We start from the raw sequence: 14288 nt of genomic DNA, 5'->3' as shown, positions 1-14288 counted from the left end.
GACATCGCACGCTGTGAAGGCCCCGGGAGCGATCCCGGGGCCTTCACCGCTTTCCGGGGTCGTTCCGGCGCCTCCCAGAGGAGGAACAGGAGCCGTCCGATGGAACCGGATGCGTCCGGGGCACACCCCGAGTCGATAGCATCGGAACCCGCTGATCCCAACCCACCATCCCGAGGAGTACCCGTGTCCACCGTGTCTGAGCTGCGCATCACCCTCGACGGGAGCGAGCGGGCGGTGCCGGCGGGCACCACCGCGGGGCAGGCACTGGACGCCGACGGCCGCACCGTGATCGCCGCCCGGGTCAACGGCGAGCTGCGCGACCTCGCCGGCGAGCTGCGCGACGGCGACGCCGTCGAGCCGGTCGCGATCGGCTCCGACGACGGCCGGGCCATCATGCGGCACTCCGCCGCGCACGTCATGGCGCAGGCAGTGCAGGAGCTGTTCCCCGAGGCCAAGCTCGGCATCGGCCCGCCGGTCGAGAACGGCTTCTACTACGACTTCGACGTCGCCGAGCCGTTCACCCCCGACGACCTCAAGCGCATCGAGAAGCGGATGCGCGAGATCGTCAAGCAGGGCCAGCGGTTCTCCCGCCGCCCCGTCTCCGACGACGACGCCCGCGCCGAGCTGGCCGCCGAGCCGTACAAGCTGGAGCTCATCGGGCTCAAGGGCTCGGGCCCGGTCGAGGACGCGGCGGACGGCGCGAACGTGGAGGTCGGCGGCGCCGAGCTGACCATCTACGACAACCTCGACGCCAAGTCCGGCGAGCTGCGCTGGAAGGACCTGTGCCGCGGCCCGCACCTGCCGTCCACCCGGGTCATCCCGGCGTTCAAGCTGATGCGGTCCGGCGGCGCGTACTGGCGCGGGAGCGAGAAGAACCCGCAGCTGCAGCGCATCTACGGCACCGCGTGGGAGTCGCGGGAGAAGCAGGACGAGTACCTGGAGTTCCTGGCGGAGGCCGAGAAGCGCGACCACCGCAAGCTCGGCGCCGAGCTCGACCTGTTCTCCTTCCCGCCGGAGCTCGGCAGCGGGCTGCCCGTCTTCCATCCCAAGGGCGGGATCATCCGCAAGGAGATGGAGGACTACATGCGGCGGCGGCAGCAGGAGGCGGGCTACGAGTTCGTCAACACCCCGCACATCACCAAGTCGTCGCTGTTCGAGATCTCCGGCCACCTGCCCTACTACGGCGACGACATGTTCCCGCCGTTCGAGGTGGACGAGGTCGAGTACCGCGTCAAGCCGATGAACTGCCCGATGCACAACCTGATCTTCCGGGCGCGCGGGCGGTCGTACCGCGAGCTGCCGCTGCGGATGTGCGAGTTCGGGTCGGTGTACCGGTACGAGAAGTCCGGCGTGGTGCACGGCCTCACCCGCGTGCGCGGCATGACCCAGGACGACTCGCACATCTACACCACCAAGGAGCAGATGGGCGACGAGATCAAGTCGCTGCTGTCCTTCGTGCTGAGCGTCCTGCGCGACTTCGGGCTCTCGGAGTTCTACCTGGAGCTGTCCACCCGGGACGACTCCGACAAGTTCATCGGCGACGAGGCCGACTGGGCGGAGGCGACCGAGGCGCTGCGCCAGGCCGCCGAGGAGTCCGGCCTCGACCTGGTGGACGACCCGGGCGGCGCCGCGTTCTACGGCCCGAAGATCTCCGTGCAGGCCAAGGACGCGATCGGGCGGACCTGGCAGCTGTCGACCATCCAGCTGGACTTCAACCAGCCGAAGCGGTTCGGGCTGGAGTACCAGGCGGCCGACGGGAGCCGGCAGACCCCGGCGATGATCCACCGAGCCCTGTTCGGGTCGGTCGAGCGGTTCATGGGCGTGCTGATCGAGCACTACGCGGGCGCGATGCCGCCGTGGCTGTCGCCGGTCCAGGCCGTCGGCATCCCGATCGGCGACGGGCACGTCCCGCACCTGGACAAGGTGGCCGCGCGGCTGCGCGAGCGCGGTGTCCGGGTGGAGGTCGACTCCTCCTCCGACCGGATGCAGAAGAAGATCCGCAACGCGCAGAAGCAGAAGATCCCCTACATGCTGATCGCGGGCGACGACGACGTCGCGAAGGACGCGGTGTCGTTCCGGTACCGCAACGGGGAGCAGAAGAACGGCGTGCCGATCGACGAGGCCGTCGAGGAGATCGTCAAGGCCGTCGAGGCCCGCATCCAGATCTGACGCCCCTCCCGGGCCGCGCCCGCCCCCGCGCGGGCGCGGCCCTGGGACGGGCCCGTCAGCTCGTGGAGAGCACGTAGGGCTTGCCCGCCAGGGCGCCGACCGCCCACATCGTCCGCGTGCCCGGGACGCGCGCGAGCCCCTTGACGACCGCGGTCGTCTCGAGTTCCGTCCGCCAAGCGCCGTCGGTGTAGTGCAGCAGGACCGAGCCCTCCGGAGCGTTCCGCCGCGCCCCGGCCGCCCACGCGCCGCCCGCGCCGTCGTCCTCGATGGGTCCGGTGAACCGGACGCCGTCGGGCGCCGGCGGGCTCTGCCAGGCCGACCCGTCCCAGTGGTGGGCGCCGGCGTCGCTCACGGCCCAGACGTCGCCGGCCCCGAGGGGCAGGACGCCCGTGATCCGCCCGTACTGCCCCGCGAGCTGCGGCGGCGTCATGGCGTGCCACGCCGAGCCGTCGAAGCGGGCCGCGTAGAACTTCCCCTCCCCGTAGGGGGAGGCCTCCGCGCCCACGGCCCAGACGTCGTCCGGCGTCCGCTGCCTGATGGCGCGGACCTCCGACGCGCCGGTGTCCTGCGGCGTCCAGGAGCCGGACCAGCGGTAGACGGCCGAGCCGCCGTGCGCGCGGTCGGCGTACCCGGCGGCCCAGGCGCCCGCCCCGTCCGCGTCGAGCGCGTAGAAGCAGAGGAGGGACGGCGGGGAGACCTCGTTCCAGGCGCCGCCGCTCAGGCGCGTGAGGTAGGGCGTGCCGCAGCCGCTCCCCTCGGAGCGGTCGCGGGGGCCCGCGGCCCACACGTCGGTCGCGGAGACGGCGTCGAGCGCGGTGATCTGCCCGGCCCCCGTCATGCCGGGCGTGCCGATCCAGGACCAGGACGCGCCGTCGCCGCTCTGCAGGACGGGGTTCTGGTAGTAGCGCGGGCTGCACGGCCCGAGCTCCCCGCAGTACGGGGGCACGTAGGAGTTCTGCCACTGGTAGCCGCCGGCCCAGATCGCGCCGGGGGCGGCCGCGGCGACGGCGGTCAGCCCGCTGGCGCCGAGGGTGAAGGGGGCCTTGCGGACCGTCCAGGAAGTGCCGGCCTGCGCAGAGGTGGCGGCGTGCGCGGTGGTGGGGGCGGCGGCGAGCACGGCGGTCATCGCGGCCGCGGCGAGGCCGGCCGGCAGGGCCCGGGCGGCTCTCCTCTTCGTCAACGTCACATCACGCAATATGTGACAACACGGCCGTGACTCTCTTGTCCACCGAGTGACAAGATCTCCGTGCGGGACGTGATCGGCACTGGGCACAATCGCGGGATGTGTCCACGCAGCGGCCCCCGGGAGCGGATGCTCGACGCCACCTCCGCGATCGTCGAGGACGGGGACTGGGGCGCGCTGCGCCTCGCCCGCGTCGCGCGGGCCGCCGGGGTCAGCCGGCAGACCGCCTACAACGAGTTCGGGTCGAAGGTCGGGCTCGGCCGCGCGCTCGTCGAACGGGAGGTCGACGCGTTCCTCGGCGGCGTCCAGGAGCGGATGGAGCGGCACGCCGACGACGTCCCGGCGGCGGTGGAGGCGGCCGTGCTGTTCGCGCTCACCGAGGCGGCGCGGCGGTCCCTGCTGCGGAACATCTTCGGCGCCGGGCGGTCCCGCGACGACGAGCTGATCGCGCTGGCCACCCGGGGCCGCGACCCGGTGGTCGGGCACGTGGTCGCGGCCTTCCGCGGCTACGCCGACGCGACCTGGCCGGACGTCCCCGCCGACGTCAAGGACCTGCTGGTCGAGACGCTGATGCGGGTCACCGTCAGCCACGCGGTCGCGCCGCTGCACGAGCCCGCCGAGGTGGCGCGGAGCCTGGCGGAGCTGACCCGGCGGCTGCTCGGCTGAGCGCGGCGGGCGGGCCGCCGGGAGCGGGCGTGGGAGATCCGCGGAGTTGGTAGCCTCAACGGTCACGTGCCACGGACCGGGGAGACGAGCGAGATGAAGTCCACGAGGCCGCGGCGGCGGGGGCCGCGGCGGGCGCGCTCGGTCTGGGGCCGGGTCGCCGGCTACGGCGGCGCCGCGCTGCTCGTGGCCGCCGCCATCGTGGTGCTGCTGGTCCCGCTGCTCGACAAGCACAAGGACGGCGCAGGCGCGGCGGGGACGACGAGCCCCGGCGCGTCGCCCACGGCGGGGCAGGGCGTCGTCCCGGGCGCCTCGGGGCAGCCGGTCACGCCGACCAATCCCGTCCCGCAGAACAGCGGCGGCTCGCCCTACACGGGCGGCGGCCAGGGGGGCGGCCAGGGCGGCGGCATGCAGATCCCCGACCAGAACGGCGCCGCGGGCACCGACTGGTGCCCACAGGGGACCGCGTTCTACCGCGCCGCGGGCGGGAACATCGACGTCACCATCACCGTGTCGTCCAGCGGCGCGATCCGCGCCGAACTGTCGATCAAGGGGCACGCGCCGCAGGCGCAGCAGACGACCGTGTCGGGCGGCAAACCGCACACGTTCCGGTTCAAGAACGTCCCCGCGCAGCTGGTGCGGCGGGTGAAGGTGACGACCGTGTCGGTCGGCGTGGCGATGCAGAACTGCTACGCGCGGCCCGCCTGACCCGCGCCCACCTGCCCGGAGCCCGCGCCCGGCGACCGGCGGACGTCCTCCACCGTCACGTTGACCGCGGAGACCCGCGCGCCCAGCATCAGCCCGGCCATCCGCGCCACACCGGCCTGCACCGCCGCCGCCACGTCCATGATCACGTGGCCGTACTCGACGGCGATGCCGACGTCGACCGTCACCGCGTCGCCCGCGGACCGGACCCGCACCCCCGAGCCGAGCCCGCAGACCCCGCCGACCTCCAGCGCGGCGAGCACGGCGACCTTCTCGGCCACCTCGTCGCCGACCGTGATCCGCCCCTCCACCCGCGGCGCCGCACCGGCCGGGGCGGCCGGAGCGGGAGGGGCGGGCAGCGGCGCGCCCGGCGGGGGCACCGGGCCCGGCATCCCGGGCGCCCCCGGGAAGAACGGCGTCGACCCCGCCCCCGGGCGCGGTTCGGCGCCGTCCCCGGCGCGGCCCTTCTCGAGCTCGGTCATGATCGCTCCCACTGGTCGGCTGGACGACCCATGGTGTCGGAGAGACGGGCGGGACGTCACGCAGGCCCCTCCCGCGGGCGCGTCCGCGGGGCGCTGCCGCCGGCGCGCTCGCCCGCCCGCGAGAGGCATCCCGGCTACGTGCCGGCGCCCCGGTCTCTCTATGCTGCTGGTCAGGCCGTGAACAAAAGGAGACCGCCGCCTTGACCACAGAGCCGGAGAAGCCCGTGGAGCAGCAGGGGCGCGACGAGGCGTCCGGCGCGGGCGCCGCGGAGCACCAGTCCCGCCTCGAGGAGGAGAGGGGCGGCGCGGGCGTGCCCGACAACTTCCAGCGGCTCTGGACCCCGCACCGGATGGCCTACATCAAGGGCGAGAACAAGCCCACCGGGCCCGGAGCGGGGGAGGGCTGCCCGTTCTGCGAGATCCCGGCGATGACCGACGAGGAGGGCCTCGTCGTCGCGCGCGGCCGGTCGGTGTACACGGTGCTCAACCTCTACCCGTACAACTCCGGGCACCTCATGGTCGTCCCGTACCGGCACGTCGCCGACTACGGCGACCTCGACGAGGCGGAGTACACCGAGCTGGCCGTCTTCACCCGCCGCTCGCTCGCCGCGCTGCGCAAGGCCAGCGGCGCGCAGGGGTTCAACGTCGGCATGAACCTCGGGCTGGTCGCGGGCGCCGGAATCGCCGCCCACCTGCACCAGCACGTGGTGCCGCGCTGGGGCGGCGACACCAACTTCATGCCGGTCGTCGGGCACACCCGGGTGCTGCCGCAGCTGCTGCGCGACACCCGGCAGATCCTCGCCGACGCCTGGCCGCAGGACTGACGGCGACGGCGCGCGCACGGCACGGCATGATGGACGCCATGACGCGACGCGAGCGGCCGGTGCTGGTCTACGACGGCGACTGCGGGTTCTGCACCACCTCGGTGCGGTTCCTGGAACGCCGCGTCCCCGTGGACGCCGAGGTCGTCGCGTTCCAGTTCGCCGACCTCGCCGCGCTCGGCACCACGCAGGAGCGCGCCGAGCACGAGGTGCTGTGGGTCGACCGGGCGGGCCGGGTCAGCGGCGGCGCGGAGGCGATCGGGCGGCTGCTGACGGCGGCCGGCGGCGTGTGGCGCGTCCCGGGCGTCGTCATGCGGACGCCGCCGGTGAGCTGGCTCGCGCACGCCGTCTACCGGCTCGTCGCGAACAACCGGCAGCGGATGCCCGGCGGCACCGCCGCCTGCATGCTGCCCGCCGCGCAGCGGCCGGCGCCCAGGGCTGACCGCCGCGTCCGGCAACGCCCGGCCCGGCCTTCAGGCGGCCTCGGGCGCGGTCGCGTCCGCCCGGCCGCCGAGGGCCCGGCGGAGCCCCGCGGGGAGCCGCACGGTCAGCTTCTCCAGCGGCAGGAACGCCGCCAGCCAGATCGCGTGCGGCAGGAAGTGGATGCTCATCAGCGCGTAGGTCACGGCGTGGAACCCGGCGAAGAACAGCACGAACAGGTACAGCGGCCGGCCCCGCAGGAACAGCAGCGCCGGTGAGACCGCCTCCGCCGTGATCATGAACCACTGGCTCGCCTTCAGCAGCAGCGGGTACCCGATGAGGCTGCGCCCGAACGCCGTCCCGCGGCGGCTGAGCGCCCACTGGACGGTCGCGCCGTTCGGCCACGCGGGGAACCCGCCGATCTTCACCTTCGCCCACATCGACAGGAAGTAGGCGGCCACCACCGAGATCTGGATGCCGCGCACCGCCCAGGCGGACGCCTCGCATCCGCGCTCGTCGTCGATGCGGGCCCGTCCGACGCTCGGCAGGACGAACAGCGCCACCACGAGCGCGAGATGGTCGTGGTCGACCTTCCCGTACGACATGCTGATCGTGACCCACCACAGGTACCCGCAGGCGCACACGTAGCCCGTCAGGCGCGGCAGGAACCGGCCCGTCGCCGCGATGAACCCGGCCGCGAGCGTCACGACCAGCAGCGTGTGCATCGCGGCGGGCGTCGGCGCGGGCAGGTGCAGCAGCCGGCCGGCCAGCACCGGCCGGTACAGGTCGGCGGGCAGCCGCGCGTGCGCCAGCGAGCTGCTGGTCAGCAGCAGCATGTCGAACGGCAGGAACGCGTACCCGAGGATCCGCAGCCACGCGATCCGGGCCCGCGGGACCGGCCCGAACCACCAGCGGCCCCACGGCCCGCGGGCGGCGGGCCCCGGCCCGGCGGGACGGACGGGCCGGGGCGCCTCCGGCGTCGCGGCGGCGGTCACCGCACGTCCCAGACGACGCGGTTGACGCGCCTGGTCGACACGACCTTGCCGTGCTCCAGCCTCTTGATCTCCTCCACGACGTAGATCCGGGTGAGCCGCGGGTCGCCGGGATGCAGCCGGTGCTGCCCCTCGGCGATGCCCTGCAGCAGCGACGGGTCGTGGACGATCCGGTCCATCTGCCCCTCGATCTCGGCGCGTTTCATGCCGGTCCCCACGGCGTCCCGGGACAGCTCGACGTGCCGGCCCTCGGCGGTGTCGGCCTCGAGCCAGAACGAGCCGATCGTCCCGCCGTCGTTCTTCACCGAGAACGCGAACTGCGTCATCGGCCCGATGGGGAAGTCGTCGTTGCTCCCGAAGGCGCTCGTGAACAGCAGCGCGGCGACGAACGCCGCGCCGGCGAGCGATCGCCAGAGCCGCGCGCGGGCGCTCAGGCGGAGGACGGGCGGGTTCACCGGACAAGCCTAGAGCGCGGCCCGTCGCAGCTGCGACACGGTGACGAAGTCGAAACCGCGGCCGCGCAGCCCGCGGATCATCGCGGGCAGCCGCTCGATCGCGGTCTTCCGGCTGGCGGCGCCGACGTCGTGGGCGAGGACGATGGTGCCGGGCCGCGCGTTGTCGACGACGGCGGCGACCATCGCGTCCGGCTCGCGGCCGAGCGCCCGGTCCTGCACCAGCAGCGACCACAGCACGAGGTCGTAGCCGTGCTGGGCGGCGACGTGCAGGGTGGTGCCGCCGAGCCGGCCCCACGGCGGCCGCAGCAGCGTCGGGGCGCGCCCGGTGACCTGCTCGATCGTCTCGTGGGTGCGGTGGATGGAGCGGTAGGCGTGCGCGAGGCTCAGCTTCGACAGGTCGTCGTGCTTCCAGGTGTGGTTGCCGACCTCGTGCCGGCCGAGCCGCCCCTCGACGAGGCGGGCGTTGCGGGCGAGGCGGCTGCCGACCATGAAGAACGTCGCCGGCACCTTCGCCTCGTCGAGCGCGTCGAGGGCCTGCGGGGTCCAGCGCTCCATCGGCCCGTCGTCGAAGGTCAGCGCGACGAGCCGGCGGCGGGTGCTCACCGCCCACACGACGTCGACCTGCCGGTCGGGCGGCTGCCAGGAGTCGACGGACGCCGCGGACGCGGGGGTCGGCGGGTCCTCCTTCCGCCAGGCCTGCTCGGTGGCGAACCCGGCGCCGCCGGTGAGCAGCCCGCCGGCCGCGAGGCCGAGGCCCCGGATGATGTTGCGGCGCCCGGGCCGGGCGGGCCGCCGGTCTTCCCCCGTGTCGTTCATGGCGCAGTAAGAGTTTCACGCCGCGAACCGCCCGCCATCGCCCGAGATGCCGAAATCGGAGTCACCCTCAGGGATGAGTCCGCGCCGCCATTTGGACGACTCCGGAAGGATCAAGGGAGGTGTCCCGGATGGTCCAAGTCCGAGCCGTACGGGCCGGGCGGGGCGGACGCCGGCCCGCCCCGCCCGCCGCGCTAGTCGTGCACCGCCTCGGCCTTCGCGACCTTGTCCGCCAGATGCGAGGGGAGCGGCTCGTACCGCAGGAACGCCCGGTCGAACGTGCCGGTGCCCTGCGACATCGACCGCAGGTCGATCGCGTACCGGACGATCTCCAGCTGCGGCACCTCCGCCTTGATCATCGTGCGGCCGCCCGGCACCGCCTGTGAGCCGAGCACCCGGCCGCGCCGCGAGGTCAGGTCGGACATCACCGCGCCCACGTACTCGTCGGCGATCAGCACGCTCACCTCGTCCACCGGTTCCAGCAGCAGCACCGGGACCTGCCCGGCGGCGTCCTTCAGCGCGAGCGCGCCGGCGGCCTGGAAGGCCATGTCGGAGGAGTCCACCGAGTGCGCCTTGCCGTCGTACAGCGTGACCTTGATGTCGACCAGCGGGTACCCGGCGGACACGCCGCGCTCCATCTGCTGCCGGACGCCCTTCTCGACCGACGGGATGAACTGCCGCGGCACCACCCCGCCGACGATCTTGTCGACGAACTCGAAGCCCTCGCCGGACGGCAGCGGCTCCACCTCGATGTGGCAGATGCCGTACTGGCCGTGGCCGCCGCTCTGCTTGACGTGCCGGCCGAGCCCCTTGGCGGACCCGCCGAACGTCTCGCGCAGCGGCACCCGCAGCTCGACCCGCTCCACCTCGACGCCGTACCGGGCGCTGAGCCGGTCGATCAGCACGTCGGCGTGCGCCTCGCCCATGCACCACAGCACCAGCTGCCGCGTCTCGGCGTTGTTCTCCAGCCGCAGCGTCGGGTCCTCGGCGACCAGCCGGCCGAGCGCCTGGCTGAGCTTGTCCTCGTCGGCCTTGGACTTGGCGCGGATCGCGACGGGCAGCAGCGGGTCCGGCATCGTCCACGGCGCCATCACCATCGGCGCCGACGGGTCGGACAGCGTGTCGCCGGTCTCGGCGCGCGACAGCTTCGCCACCGCGCAGATGTCGCCGGCGCCGCAGGAGGAGACGGTCCGCTGCGTCTTGCCGAGCGGGGAGGTGAGGGCGCCCACCCGTTCGTCGACGTCGTGGTCCTCGTGCCCGCGCTCCGCCATGCCGTGCCCGGACACGTGCACGGTGGTGTCGGGGCGCAGCGTCCCGGAGAACACCCGGACCAGCGAGATCCGCCCGACGTACGGGTCGGACGTCGTCTTGACCACCTCGGCGACCAGCGGCCCGTCGGGGTCGCAGCCGATCTCCTTCGGCGGCCCGCCCTGGACGGGCGTCACCGGGGGGATGCCGTGTTCGAGGGGCGAGGGGAACGCCTGCGTGATGACCTCCAGCAGCTCCAGCATCCCGACGACCGGACCGGGGTGGTCGCCGTGCGGCACCGACGTGGCGAGCACCGGGTAGAAGCTGCCGCGGGCCACCGCGGTCTCCAGGTCCTCGATGAGCGCCTTGACGTCGATCTCCTCGCCGGACAGGTACCGGTCCATGAGGGTCTCGTCCTCGCTCTCCTGGATGATCCCCTCGATCAGCGACGCGCGCTGCTCGGAGATCTGCTCCAGGTACTCCGGGTCGGGCGCGCACTCGGTGCGCTCGCCGGTGGAGTAGTCCAGGCAGCGCTGCGTGAGCAGCCCGATGAGGCCCTTCAGCCCGTCGCCGCCCGCGGCCGGGAAGTACAGCGGGAGCACGCCCTCGCCGAAGGCGTCCTGGCAGCTCAGCACCACGTCGTCGAAGTCGCCGCGCTGCTGGTCGATCTTGGTGATGACGACCGCGCGGGGCATCCCGACCCGCGCGCACTCGTCCCAGATCATCCGGGTGAGGCCGTCGATCCCGTCCACCGCCGAGATCACGAACAGCGCCGCGTCGGCGGCGCGCAGCCCGGCCCGCAGATCGCCGACGAAGTCGGCGTAGCCGGGGGTGTCGATGAGGTTGACCTTGATGTCGCCGTGCGTGAGCGGGGCGAGCGCGAGGTTGACCGAGCGCTGCTGGCGGACCTCGACGTCGTCGAAGTCGCTGACCGTGGTGCCCTCCTCGACCCGGCCGGCCCGCTGCAGCGTGCCCGCCGCGGTCAGCAGCGCCTCCACGAGCGTGGTCTTTCCCGCCCCCGAATGGCCGACCAGCGCGACGTTGCGCACCCTGTCGCACCCGCCGGCCTCCGGTGCCCTGCCGGGGGCTCCCGGGTGTCCTCCCTTGTCCGCCATGACTACCTCCTCGGACGGGCCTCCTCGCGGAAGCCCGCGTCGGCTGGGGCCCGGCCCGGAGGGGCCCGGCCCTGACGTCCGAGTGCGGCGTCCTCGTCCAACGTGCGTGACCGACGTCACACCCGTGTCAACACCCTTTCCCGTGTGCGGCGGGATCACAAGGGGTGAACGGCAAACAACCTGCTTCTGTCCGCCGCGCGGTGCCGCAAACCCGGGCCTGACCGCGCCGGGCCGGCGGCGGCACTACGATCGGACGCGCCAACGGCGGCCCCTGGCCGATGCCGGCGGCCTCTCATCCGGCAGCAGGAGAACGGACGGCGATGCTCAACAGAATCAGGCCCGCGCTGGGGCGGGTCCTGACGCCCATCGGACGGACGGTCGCGCGGACCGGGGTGTCGCCCAACGCCATCACCCTCATCGGCACCGCCGGCGTCGCCGCCGGCGCGCTCGTGCTCTTCCCGCGCGGGGAGTTCTTCTGGGGCACGATGGTGATCACCGCGTTCGTGCTGTTCGACATGCTCGACGGCGCGGTCGCCCGGGTCACCGGCAAGATCTCCAAGTTCGGCGCGTTCCTGGACTCCACCCTGGACCGGGTCGCGGACGCGGCGATCTTCTCCGGGCTGATGATCGGGCTGTACCGGGACGGGCAGCACGGCCTCGCCGGCGTCGCCCTGTACTGCCTGGTCTCCGGGGTCGTGGTGTCGTACGCCAAGGCCCGGGCCGAGGGGCTCGGGTACACCTGCAACGTGGGGATCGCCGAGCGTTCCGAGCGCCTGCTCATCGCGCTGGTGGCCGCGGGCTTCGACGGCCTCGGCGTGCCCTACATCCTGGCGATCGCGCTGTGGGTGCTGGCGGTCCTCAGCACGGTCACCGTCGGGCAGCGGTTCGCGACGGTCTACGCCCAGGCGAAGGACGACCCGGCGCCGAAGCCCGCCGCGTCCGGCCCCGCACCGGGGTCCGGCGCGTCCGCCGCGGGGAACGAAGAGGACGAGGAGAACGGCGAGAAGGCGCACGCGAAGGCGGGCCCGCAGCCGCGCCGCTGACCCCGCCGCGCCGAACGCCGTACCCGTGACCGGGCCGCGCCGCCGACCAGGCCGCGCCCAGGAGGGAGCCGTGCCCGTGACCGCGCCCGCAGGCGGCTCCGCGCCCGCGTCGCTGCGCGACGAGGTGATGGACGCCGCCTACGCGCTGGGCTGGACGGTCGTCCGCAAGATGCCCGAGGGCGCCGCCCGGCTGGTGTTCACCGCGGTCGCCGACCGTGCCTGGCAGGCGAACGGCGGCGGCGTCCGGCAGTTGGAGCGCAACCTGTGCCGCGTCCTCGGCAAGGACGCCGTGGACGACGAGGTCCGCGTGCTCAGCAAGCGCGTGCTGCGCTCCTACGCCCGCTACTGGCTGGAGGTGTTCCGGCTGCCCGAGTACGGCCGGGACCGGATCGTCGGCCGGATGCGGGTCACCGGCGAGAAGAAGATCTTCGCGAACCTGGAGGCCGGCCGCGGCGTCGTCCTCGCGCTGCCGCACATGGGCAACTACGAGCACGCCGGCGCCTGGCTCGCCGCCTGCGGGCACCCGTTCACCACCGTCGCCGAGCGGCTCAGGCCCGAGTCGCTGTTCGACCGGTTCGTGGAGTTCCGCGAGAGCCTCGGGATGGAGGTCCTCGCGCACACCGGCGCCTCCGCGTTCGGCCGGATGGCGCAGCGGCTGCGCGCCGGGCGGCCCGTCTGCCTGGTCGTCGACCGCGACCTCACCGCGAGCGGCGTCGACGTGGAGTTCTTCGGCGCCACCGCGCGGATGCCCGCGGTTTCCGCCGCGCTCGCGCTGCAGACCGGCGCCGCCCTCATTCCCGTGACACTCTGGTACGAGGGGAAGTACTGGGCGGCGCGCGTCCACGAGGAGGTCCAGGTCCCCGGCGAGGGCACCAGACGGGAGAAGATCCAGACCATGACGCAGGAGGTCGCGCGGGTCTTCGAGGCGGGCATCGCCGCCCACCCGGAGGACTGGCACATGCTGCAGAAGGTCTGGGTGGACGACCTGGACCCGGCCGGGCCCGGAGAGGCGCGCCGGTGAACGTCGGCATCGTCTGCCCCTACACCTGGAACGTGCCGGGCGGCGTCCAGCAGCACATCCGCGACCTCGCCGAGGCGCTGATCGCGCTCGGGCACCGGGTGTCGGTGATGACGCCGGCCGACGACGACGCCGACCTGCCGCCCTACGCGGTGCCGGCGGGGCGCGCCGTCCCCGTCCCCTACAACGGGTCGGTGGCGCGGCTGGCATTCGGGTTCCTGTCGTCGGCACGCGTGCGCCGCTGGATCAACGAGGGCGGCTTCGACGTCCTGCACGTCCACGAGCCCGCCGCGCCGTCGCTCGGCCTGCTGGCGTGCTGGGCGGCGGACGGGCCGATCGTCGGCACCTTCCACGCCTCCTACGAGCGGTCCCGCGCGCTGTCGGTGACCGCGCCGATCCTGCGCAGCGCGCTGGAGAAGATCAACGGGCGGATCGCGGTGTCGGAGGCGGCCCGCACCAGCCTGGTCGAGCACCTCGGCGGCGACGCGGTGCTGATCCCGAACGGGGTCGCCACCGAGCGGTACGCGATGGCCGCCCCGCTGCCCGGCTGGCGGGGGCGCGCCGGCGGGCCGGGCGGCGGCGAGGCGCTCGGCTTCCTCGGCCGGATGGACGAGCCGCGCAAGGGCCTGCCGGTGCTGCTGCGCGCGTTCGAGATCCTCGGGCGCCGCCGCCCGGGCCTGCGGCTGCTGCTCGCCGGGCCCGGCGACGCCGACGACGTGGCCGCCCGCGTCTCCCCGGAGCTGCGCGACCGGGTGATCGTGCTCGGCATGGTGAGCGAGGAGGACAAGATCCGCGCCTACCACTCGGTGGACGCGTTCGTCGCGCCCAACCTCGGCGGCGAGAGCTTCGGCATCGTGCTCGCCGAGGCGATGTCGGCGGGCGCGCCGATCCTCGCCAGCGACATCGAGGCGTTCGACCGGGTGCTGCTCGGCGGCCGCGCCGGGGCGCTGTTCCCGGCGGGCGACCACGAGGCGCTCGCCGCCGCGGCCGCCGCGCTGCTGGACGACCCGGCCCGGCGCAAGCAGCTGTCCGCGGAGGCCCGCGCGGCCGTCCGCGCCTACGACTGGTCGTCGGTGGCCCGCGACGTGCTCCGGGTCTACGAGACGGTCGCGTACGCGGGCGCGGGCGTCGTCGAGTCCGGCTCCGGCGCCTGAGGACGGC

General features: G+C 73.9%; 13 protein-coding genes and 1 pseudogene. 8 read left to right on the top strand and 6 right to left on the bottom strand.

The annotated features are described in order from the left end of the window. The first annotated feature begins 183 nt into the window (after nucleotides 1-183). Nucleotides 184-2169, top strand: a complete 1986-nt coding sequence (thrS, locus tag F9B16_RS08710; protein ID WP_151539476.1) for a threonine--tRNA ligase — start codon at nucleotides 184-186, stop codon at nucleotides 2167-2169. A 55-nt stretch (nucleotides 2170-2224) separates the two neighbouring features. Here the strand turns inward: thrS and F9B16_RS08705 are convergent, their stop codons facing one another. Beyond that, on the bottom strand, nucleotides 2225-3355 hold the full coding sequence (locus F9B16_RS08705; protein ID WP_151539475.1) for a hypothetical protein: 1131 nt from the start codon (nucleotides 3353-3355) through the stop codon (nucleotides 2225-2227). Nucleotides 3356-3451: 96 nt separating this feature from the next. Here F9B16_RS08705 and F9B16_RS08700 point away from each other — a divergent pair, with 96 nt between their 5' ends. After that, nucleotides 3452-4018 (top strand): TetR family transcriptional regulator, encoded by a 567-nt coding sequence (locus tag F9B16_RS08700; protein ID WP_151539474.1) that lies wholly within the window; start codon nucleotides 3452-3454, stop codon nucleotides 4016-4018. A gap of 93 nt (nucleotides 4019-4111) precedes the next feature. Further along, nucleotides 4112-4723 (top strand): hypothetical protein, encoded by a 612-nt coding sequence (locus tag F9B16_RS08695; RefSeq protein ID WP_151539473.1) that lies wholly within the window; start codon nucleotides 4112-4114, stop codon nucleotides 4721-4723. Here F9B16_RS08695 and F9B16_RS08690 read toward each other — a convergent pair. Further along, nucleotides 4705-5202, bottom strand: a complete 498-nt coding sequence (locus F9B16_RS08690) for an Asp23/Gls24 family envelope stress response protein (RefSeq protein ID WP_192808672.1) — start codon at nucleotides 5200-5202, stop codon at nucleotides 4705-4707. The genes F9B16_RS08695 and F9B16_RS08690 overlap by 19 nt on opposite strands. A gap of 311 nt (nucleotides 5203-5513) precedes the next feature. Here F9B16_RS08690 and F9B16_RS08685 point away from each other — a divergent pair, with 311 nt between their 5' ends. Further along, complete coding sequence (locus tag F9B16_RS08685) at nucleotides 5514-6026, top strand: HIT family protein (RefSeq protein WP_225991480.1); 513 nt, start codon at nucleotides 5514-5516, stop codon at nucleotides 6024-6026. A gap of 26 nt (nucleotides 6027-6052) precedes the next feature. Next, a pseudogene (locus F9B16_RS52540) lies at nucleotides 6053-6352 on the top strand (thiol-disulfide oxidoreductase DCC family protein); the annotation flags it as partial. 144 nt (nucleotides 6353-6496) lie between these two features. Here the strand turns inward: F9B16_RS52540 and F9B16_RS52535 are convergent. From F9B16_RS52535 to F9B16_RS08665, 4 genes are all read right to left on the bottom strand, one after another. Further along, nucleotides 6497-7438, bottom strand: coding sequence for a hypothetical protein (locus tag F9B16_RS52535; protein ID WP_225991473.1), 942 nt, complete (start codon nucleotides 7436-7438; stop codon nucleotides 6497-6499). Beyond that, on the bottom strand, nucleotides 7435-7890 hold the full coding sequence (locus tag F9B16_RS08675; protein WP_151539471.1) for a hypothetical protein: 456 nt from the start codon (nucleotides 7888-7890) through the stop codon (nucleotides 7435-7437). Before F9B16_RS08675 ends, F9B16_RS52535 begins: the two co-directional genes overlap by 4 nt. Before the next feature lie 9 nt (nucleotides 7891-7899). After that, a complete protein-coding gene (locus F9B16_RS08670) occupies nucleotides 7900-8706 on the bottom strand; it encodes a polysaccharide deacetylase family protein (RefSeq protein ID WP_151539470.1) in 807 nt (268 codons plus the stop codon). A gap of 191 nt (nucleotides 8707-8897) precedes the next feature. Beyond that, a complete protein-coding gene (locus F9B16_RS08665) occupies nucleotides 8898-11066 on the bottom strand; it encodes an elongation factor G-like protein EF-G2 (RefSeq protein WP_151539469.1) in 2169 nt (722 codons plus the stop codon). Nucleotides 11067-11386: 320 nt separating this feature from the next. Here F9B16_RS08665 and pgsA point away from each other — a divergent pair, with 320 nt between their 5' ends. The 3 genes from pgsA to F9B16_RS08650 all read left to right on the top strand — a co-directional run bounded on the left by pgsA (nucleotide 11387) and on the right by F9B16_RS08650 (nucleotide 14281). Next, nucleotides 11387-12109, top strand: a complete 723-nt coding sequence (gene pgsA, locus F9B16_RS08660; RefSeq protein ID WP_151539468.1) for a phosphatidylinositol phosphate synthase — start codon at nucleotides 11387-11389, stop codon at nucleotides 12107-12109. Between the two features lie 76 nt (nucleotides 12110-12185). Beyond that, nucleotides 12186-13130: a phosphatidylinositol mannoside acyltransferase gene (locus F9B16_RS08655; protein WP_225991472.1), complete on the top strand. Its 945-nt coding sequence runs from the start codon at nucleotides 12186-12188 to the stop codon at nucleotides 13128-13130. Then, entirely contained in the window at nucleotides 13127-14281 is a 1155-nt protein-coding gene (locus tag F9B16_RS08650) for a glycosyltransferase family 4 protein (protein ID WP_151539467.1), read from the top strand. Before F9B16_RS08655 ends, F9B16_RS08650 begins: the two co-directional genes overlap by 4 nt. Nucleotides 14282-14288 lie beyond the last annotated feature (7 nt).

Origin of the sequence: Actinomadura montaniterrae (genome assembly GCF_008923365.1) — a bacterium.
In the GTDB taxonomy this organism is placed as follows: domain Bacteria; phylum Actinomycetota; class Actinomycetes; order Streptosporangiales; family Streptosporangiaceae; genus Spirillospora; species Spirillospora montaniterrae.
This window is presented reverse-complemented; position numbering and strand designations above follow the sequence as displayed.